5 protein-coding genes are annotated in these 7,655 nt (G+C 49.8%); 4 read left to right on the top strand and 1 reads right to left on the bottom strand.

The features are described from left to right. Positions 1 to 383: 383 nt before the first annotated feature. From P1P86_16425 to P1P86_16410, 4 genes are all read left to right on the top strand, one after another. Positions 384 to 3,620, top strand: coding sequence for a SusC/RagA family TonB-linked outer membrane protein (locus P1P86_16425; GenBank protein ID MDF1576772.1), 3,237 nt, complete (start codon positions 384 to 386; stop codon positions 3,618 to 3,620). Positions 3,621 to 3,646: 26 nt separating this feature from the next. Further along, positions 3,647 to 5,137: a SusD/RagB family nutrient-binding outer membrane lipoprotein gene (locus tag P1P86_16420; protein MDF1576771.1), complete on the top strand. Its 1,491-nt coding sequence runs from the start codon at positions 3,647 to 3,649 to the stop codon at positions 5,135 to 5,137. 101 nt (positions 5,138 to 5,238) lie between these two features. Then, positions 5,239 to 6,144 carry a sulfate adenylyltransferase subunit CysD gene (gene cysD, locus P1P86_16415; GenBank protein ID MDF1576770.1) on the top strand — a complete coding sequence of 302 codons (906 nt, stop codon included), beginning with the start codon at positions 5,239 to 5,241 and terminating at the stop codon, positions 6,142 to 6,144. Between the two features lie 27 nt (positions 6,145 to 6,171). After that, the gene (locus P1P86_16410) at positions 6,172 to 7,452 is read left to right on the top strand and encodes a GTP-binding protein (protein ID MDF1576769.1); all 1,281 of its coding nucleotides are present in this window, start codon (positions 6,172 to 6,174) and stop codon (positions 7,450 to 7,452) included. Here the strand turns inward: P1P86_16410 and P1P86_16405 are convergent. Beyond that, positions 7,449 to 7,592, bottom strand: a complete 144-nt coding sequence (locus tag P1P86_16405) for a hypothetical protein (protein MDF1576768.1) — start codon at positions 7,590 to 7,592, stop codon at positions 7,449 to 7,451. The genes P1P86_16410 and P1P86_16405 overlap by 4 nt on opposite strands. Positions 7,593 to 7,655: the final 63 nt, after the last annotated feature.

Here is a 7,655-nt window from a genome sequence, read left to right as displayed (position 1 = left end):
AATTTACTGAAATACAGTAACATGCGCAATCTTTTTTTATAAGAGTTATAAACAGTTTTTAATAGCACAACAGGTTAGTATATGTTAAATAACGCCTGCCTGGAATTCTTTATTCCTGACAGGAGTGTACAGAAACTTTGTATTCCAAAAAAGAAATCGGGTAATTCTGCCCGCTTAAATCACAGTTAATCAGATTGATATCCTGGCATCTTTTTTCCGGGGACCGGATGGTTTCGGGCCATGTTCGATAAGTCGCCGGATCGATCCGCCTGAACTGCCCGTCAATATTGAGTTCCTTTAATTTTGTGTTTCATATTTTTTTTTTAGATTTGGCTCTGTATAGAGTCTTTGCTAATTACTTATTAAACCTAAAACTTTAATCTATGAAAAGATTTGTTTTCGTATTGTCACTTCTGTTGTTTGCAGGTTTCAACCTTTTGCAGGCACAGGGTGTGCAAGTTTCGGGTAATGTGACCAGTGCCGAGGACGGTGCTGCCCTGCCCGGTGTATCTGTTGTGGTACGAGGTACCACAATTGGTGCAGTAACAGACTTTGAAGGGAATTACTCAATTACCGTCCCCGATGCATCAGCCACGCTGATGTTCAGCTTTGTGGGTATGCTTACCCAGGAGATTGTGCTGGATGGTCAGACTACCCTTGATGTAGTTCTCGAGTCTACCTCCACAGAACTGGATGAGGTAGTGGTTACGGCCCTGGGTGTTTCCAGGGAAAAGAAATCACTCGGTTATTCGGTTCAGGAAGTGGACGGTGATGCAGTGAGCGGAACGGCTCAGTCCAACTTTGCATCCTCACTATCCGGTAAGGTATCGGGCGTACAAATCAAGATGCCTAATACCATGGGTGGATCTTCGAATGTCCTGATTCGTGGTAGTACTTCCATTACCGGAGACAACCAGCCCCTCTATGTCATCGACGGCGTTCCTGTGGACAACAGCAACTACGCCACCGGTGGAGACGGGTGGGGTGGTTATGACTATGGTAATGTGGCCCAGGACCTGAACCCTAACGATATTGAGACCATCTCTGTATTGAAAGGTGCCGCCGCTTCTGCACTGTACGGTTCACGTGCTGCAAACGGAGTGATTCTGGTTACGACCAAGAAAGGGAAAACCCGTCAGGGAATCGGGGTTTCTGTCAGCTCCAACTTCATGGTGGGTACGATCGACAAGTCGACTCTTCCTCAGCAGCAGTTTGAATATGGTGGTGGTTATGGTCCTTTTTACGAAGATCCAACCGGCAACTTCTTTTACGGAGATGTGGATGGTGATGGAACAAACGACCTGATTACTCCTACTTCGGAGGATGCTTCCTGGGGTGCCAAATTTGATCCCAACCTGATGGTGGTTCACTGGGACGCCCTGGATCCAGCTGCCGACAATTACGGCGAGAAAAGGCCATGGATGCCCCCTGTCGAGGAAAACCGTATGCCTTCTTTCTTTGAAACCAATACCAAGTGGGTAAATACCGTTGCTTTTGACGGTGGAAACAAAGACGGACGCTTTCGCCTATCCTATACCAATTATGATGAGAACGGGATTCTGCCGAACAGTGAGTTGAATAAGAATACCGTAAACTTCTCCGGAAGTTACAACTTTACGCCTAAGCTGAGCGTCAGCGCCAACGTTACTTATAACCACCAGAAGACCACCGGTCGTATGGGTACGGGTTATGATGGAGTAAATGTCATGCAGTCCTTCGGACAGTGGTTCCAGACCAACGTTGACTTCAGCAGGCTGAAGGAGTATGAGTCTCCCACAGGGCTGCACAGGACCTGGAACTACAGCTACTGGATGCCCCAATATCTCTCTCCGATCTTTTTCGACAATCCGTACTGGGTGCGTTATAAGAACTACAACGATGACTACCGGGATCGCGTACTGGGGTATGTAAACGCTGATTATAAGTTTACCGACTGGCTGACCCTTACCATCAGGAGTTCCATTGATACTTATCATGACGTGCAGAATGAGCGTACGGCCATTGGTAGTACAGCCACTTCTGATTTTACAACACGTCAGCGCAACCTGATTGAATCCAATACCGACCTGATGTTGAAATTCAACAAGACTCTCGGAGAAGTTTCACTGAATGGTCTGGTTGGTGCCAACTACAGGCATCGTCAGCAGCAGCGTATCACCGGAACCACTGTGGGTGGGCTGGTTGTGCCTGAGCTCTATACCGTTTCCAACTCAATTTCCCCCATGGACGTTTCTGAATATCTGGGCATCCTGGGTGAGCAGAGTCTCTACGGAAACCTTTCTGTGGGCTATGGCGGATTTGCCTATGTGGAAGGTACTGCCAGGATGGACCAGTCTTCGACACTGAAGAGTCTCAATCCTGATGCAGACGATACCTATTTCTACCCTTCCGTTGCCGGTACCCTGCTCCTCCACGAATTGGGCGGACTGCAGGACCTGGCCTGGATGAACTACCTGAAACTAAGGGTGAACTATGCAAAAGTTGGTGCCGCCACAGGGGTATACAGGACTATTTCCACTTATGATCAGGGAACCAACTGGGGCAACCTGGCGCTGTTCTCCGTGGCCAATATCCTTCAGAATCCCAACCTGAGGCCCGAATTTACCAATTCTATTGAAGCAGGTCTGGAGGCTTACTTCTTTGAGAGCAGGTTCGGACTGGACCTGGCTGTATATAGGACCAACTCCTTTGACCAGATCTTCTCCGTGCCTGTATCCCGGGCTTCTGGTTACAGCGAAATGTATGTGAATGGAGGAGAAATGGAGAATAAAGGGATTGAAGTAGCCCTGCACCTGGTGCCGGTGAAAACCAATGATTTCAGCTGGAACCTGGATGTGAACTGGTTTACCAATGAGAATACGGTTATTTCTCTGGCTGAAGGGGTTAAAAGCCTCCAGCTGATGTCGGCCTGGGATGTAAAGATTAATGCTGTCGAAGGTCAGCCTTACGGAACCATTAGAGGTACCGACTATGTCTGGACCGATAAGAAGATCACTGTTCAGGACAATGGCTACCTGATGGTAGGCGATGATCCGCTGGCTATTCTTGGAAATATTCAGCCCGACTGGAACATGGGTATAGGTAACAGGCTTTCCTGGAAAGGACTGTCCCTTTATGCCCTGATTGACATCCAGCAGGGTGGTGATATTTATTCCATTAATACCAAGTATGGACAGGCCACTGGTGTATATGAAGAGACCGCCGGGAATAACCCCAAGGGGAATCCCAAACGTGACCCGGTTTCCGAAGGTGGTGGGATGATCTTCGAAGATGCCGTCTTTGAAGATGGAACCCCCAACGATGTATATGTGGATGCCTACCGGTGGGGCCGTTTCTGGTATTACAATAATTCACCAACTGCACGTTATGTATTCGATGCATCCTATGTGAAGCTTCGTGAATTATCACTCTCTTATTCACTTCCTGTCTCATTACTGGGTGATTCCTTCATCCGCGGGGTTGATGTTTCCCTGGTTGGCCGCAATCTCTGGATCATCAGCAAGAATGTGGAGCACTTCGATCCGGAAGTAATTCTTACTTCAGGGAACGGACAGGGTATTGAGCAGGGCGCCTACCCGTCCGTGAAGACTATTGGTGTGAACGTGAAGCTCAATTTCTAACTGTTATATATTTAAATTGAATAATTATGAAAATGAAGAATATATATCTCTTGATACTGGTACTTGGGGTACTGGTATCATCCTGCGAGCTTCCGGACAACAAGAATCCGAAAGCCGCAACCGATGTGCCGGCAGAAACTGTTCTGACCAACGCACTCAGGGATGCCCTGAATCTGATCGATAATATGAGCCAGAACGTAAACGTTAGCCGTTTTCTGTGCCAGTATTCATCTCAGATGCAGTATACCGATCCCAGCCGCTATCAATTCTCTGACCGCCAGATCCCTGATGGATACTGGAATACTTCATACCTGGTATTGCAGGACCTGAGAGAGGTTAAACTGCTCATTCAGGATCTTTCCGGTAGTGAATCCTTTAACCGGATGAATGCCAACAGAATGGCCATTGTGGACATCGTGGAAGTGATGGTGTATCACAACCTGGTGGATTTCTTCGGAGATGTGCCTTATACCGAGGCCCTGGGCGGGTTTGACGGCAAAACACCTGCCTACGATGATGCTGCCACCATTTATGAGGATCTGCAGGCCCGCCTGACCGCCGATATTTCTACTCTGGCTGCCGGTGCTTCAGACGGTAGCTGGGGAGTTGAGGATCTGGTATTCGCCGGTGATGTGGACATGTGGAAGAAGGCTGCCGCTACCATTAAACTGCGTTTGGGGATGCGGCTTGCTGACGTGAATCCCAGTGCTGCTCAATCCTATTTGAGCGAAGCTCTTGCGGCTGGTTTACTGGAACCCGGCGAGTCCATGCAGCTTCCCTGGGTGGGTGTAACCCCTCATGTAAACACTATTTACAACATGTTTATTGTGGCCAACAGGAACGACTATGCTCCTTCAGCCACTATTATCGACATGATGGTGGACCTGGATGATGCCCGGCTGCCTGCATTCTTCACCCAGGTGGATACTTCCACCGAAGTAGGTGTGGAGAAATTGGCATACAGGGGTCTGGATTATGGACTGGTGAGCAACGAAAGCTATCCATCCTACAGTCACTACAGCGATGAGATGTTTGCGCCTGATTTTCCGGCTACCTTTGCCTGTAATGCCGAAGTGGAGTTTATGCTTGCTGAAGCTGCCGCCCGCGGTTTCACAGGTACACCGGGAACTGCTCAGGAGCATTATGAAGCCGGTATTGCCGAAAGCCATGACTTCTGGGGTGTGACCATGCCCGGCAGTTATCTGAATCATCCGGATGTGTCCTGGGATGCTGCCCGTGACAAGGAGCTGATAGGTACACAGAAATGGCTTGCCCTGTATAACAGGGGGAACGAAGGTTACTGTGTATGGCGTACTTTTGACTGGCCCGTACTGGTTCCGCCGGAGGATATGACTTATTCAGACATTCCATTCCGTATGCCATTCCCATACAATGAGCCTGACCTGAACGGTGATAATTACGACGCCGCTGCTTCTGCCATTGGAGGTGACGACGTGCGCACGCGCTTGTTCTGGGATGTTGCTGATGGTACAGCTACACCTGCAGCTTCTTTCTAATATCACAACCTGATATTAACTCTGAAGAGTGTCTCGTAAGAGGCACTCTTTTTTTTTTATTATCTTTGCACATCAAATTTTTTCCTGAAACTGGTCTTCTTATGAGTAATTATTCCATTACCCACCTGCGTGAGTTAGAAGCAGAGGCGATTTATGTGATCCGGGAGGTTGGAGCGCAGTTTGAAAAACCGACTTTGCTGTTTTCCGGAGGAAAAGACTCCATCGTCATGTACCACCTGGCCCGGAAAGCATTCTGGCCCCAGGTGGTTCCATTTCCCTGCCTGCATATCGATACCGGGCATAATTTTCCCGAAACCCTGGAATTCCGGGACCGCCTGATGGAGGAGACGGGCGGACGTGTGATTGTACGCCTGGTACAGGACTCCATCGATGCGGGAAAAGTGGTGGAGGAGACCGGTGTCAATGCCAGCCGCAATGTCCTTCAGACAGTGACTCTGCTGGATGCCATTGAGGAGTTTAAGTTTGATGCGGCACTGGGTGGCGGGCGGCGCGACGAGGAGAAGGCCAGGGCCAAGGAGCGCTTCTTCTCTCACCGGGATGATTTCGGACAGTGGGATCCCAAGAACCAGCGTCCGGAACTCTGGAATATCTTTAACGGTAAAAAACATATGGGAGAGCACTTCCGTGTGTTTCCTTTGAGCAACTGGACCGAAATGGATGTCTGGCAGTATATCTACCTGGAAGAGATCCCCATTCCAAAGCTCTACTATACGCATAAGAGGGAGGTATTTAATCGTGACGGTACATGGCTGGCCAAGGCTCCTTTTATGCAACTGAAGGAGCATGAATCTTATGAGTTGAAAGATGTGCGTTGCCGTACTATTGGCGATATCAGCTGCACCGGTCTGACCCTCTCCATGGCCAATACCCTGGAGGATATCATCCAGGAAGTGGCAGCGGCCCGCTCCACCGAACGCGGAGGTCGTTACGATGACAAGCGCTCCGAAGCCGCCATGGAAGACCGGAAGAAAGAGGGCTATTTTTAGTTTATAAGTAAAAAAGAAAAAGGAAAAATGAGCAACAGAGAGAATCCCGCACCAGGTTATCTGGATATGGAACTGCTGCGCTTTACCACGGCAGGAAGTGTGGATGATGGAAAATCGACCCTGATCGGACGTCTTCTGTATGATTCCAAGGCCATTTTTGAGGACCAGATGGAGCAGCTGGAGAAGGCCAGTGAGAGAAGGGGAGAGGTGCAGGTGAATCTGGCGCTGTTAACGGACGGACTTCGGGCGGAGAGGGAGCAGGGAATTACCATTGATGTGGCCTACCGCTACTTTGCCACGCCCAAAAGAAAGTTCATCATCGCGGATACTCCCGGGCATGTGCAGTATACGCGCAACATGGTTACCGGGGCCTCCACAGCCAATCTGGCCATCATCCTGGTGGATGCCCGGCACGGGGTGCTGGAGCAGACCATCCGCCACTCCTTTATCGCCGCATTGCTGGAGATCCCTCACATCCTGATCTGCATCAACAAGATGGACCTGGTTGAGTATAAGGAGGAGGTATTTAAAGAAATCCAGACCCAGTTTGAACCCTTTAAGGAGCAGCTCAATATTGCTGATGTCCGTTTTATACCCATCAGTGCCCTGAAGGGGGACAATGTGGTGGACCGCAGTGAGCTCATGAACTGGTATGAAGGGCCCACCCTGCTGGAGGCACTGGAAACCATCGATATCCGAAGCGATGCCGATTTCGTGAACCGGCGCTTCCCCGTACAGTATGTGATACGGCCTCAGCGGGATGAATTTCACGACTACCGCGGTTATGCCGGTCGTATTGCCGGGGGAGTCTGGAAACCGGGTGAAAAGGTGGCGGTGCTTCCCACTGGAATTGAGACCACCCTGGTGGCAATTGACACCATGACAGGGGAGCTGAAGGAGGCCTATCCTCCGCAGTCGGTAACATTCCGGCTGGCCCATGACATCGATATCAGCCGGGGGGACATGATTGTTCCGGTGGCCCAGAAGCCCAAGGTGGCTCAGGAGGTGGATCTGATGCTATGCTGGCTCAGTGAAAAGCCTATGGTGATGGGTGGGAAATATGTGATCCGGCACACCACTTCCGAATTACGAGGAATCATTCGTGGTGTGGCTTATAAGGTGAATATCAACAGCCTGGAAGAGAACCACGAGGATCAGTCGGTGGGACTGAATGAAATTGCCAGGATCACCCTGAAAACCTCCAAACCCATCTTCTATGACTCCTATAAGGACAATCATATCACCGGAAGTATCATCATTATCGATGAGGCCACCAACAATACCGTTGGTGCCGGGATGATCATTTAGTCCCGGCTTCCCTGGTTCCCCTCCCTGATCATACGAATTACATCGCTAACAATCTCCCTGTGATCAAAGGCCAGATCAGGCAGTTCATTAAGTCCGAACCACCGGAGACCGGCGGCATCGCTGCCCCTTGTTTTCGTCATCGGGACACCCTGGTGAGTTGCACGTGATCAACTCTACTTCTCAAGCCTGAACAGACCCAGTGC

The sequence above is a fragment of the Bacteroidales bacterium genome, assembly GCA_029210725.1.
GTDB lineage: Bacteria > Bacteroidota > Bacteroidia > Bacteroidales.
This window is presented reverse-complemented; position numbering and strand designations above follow the sequence as displayed.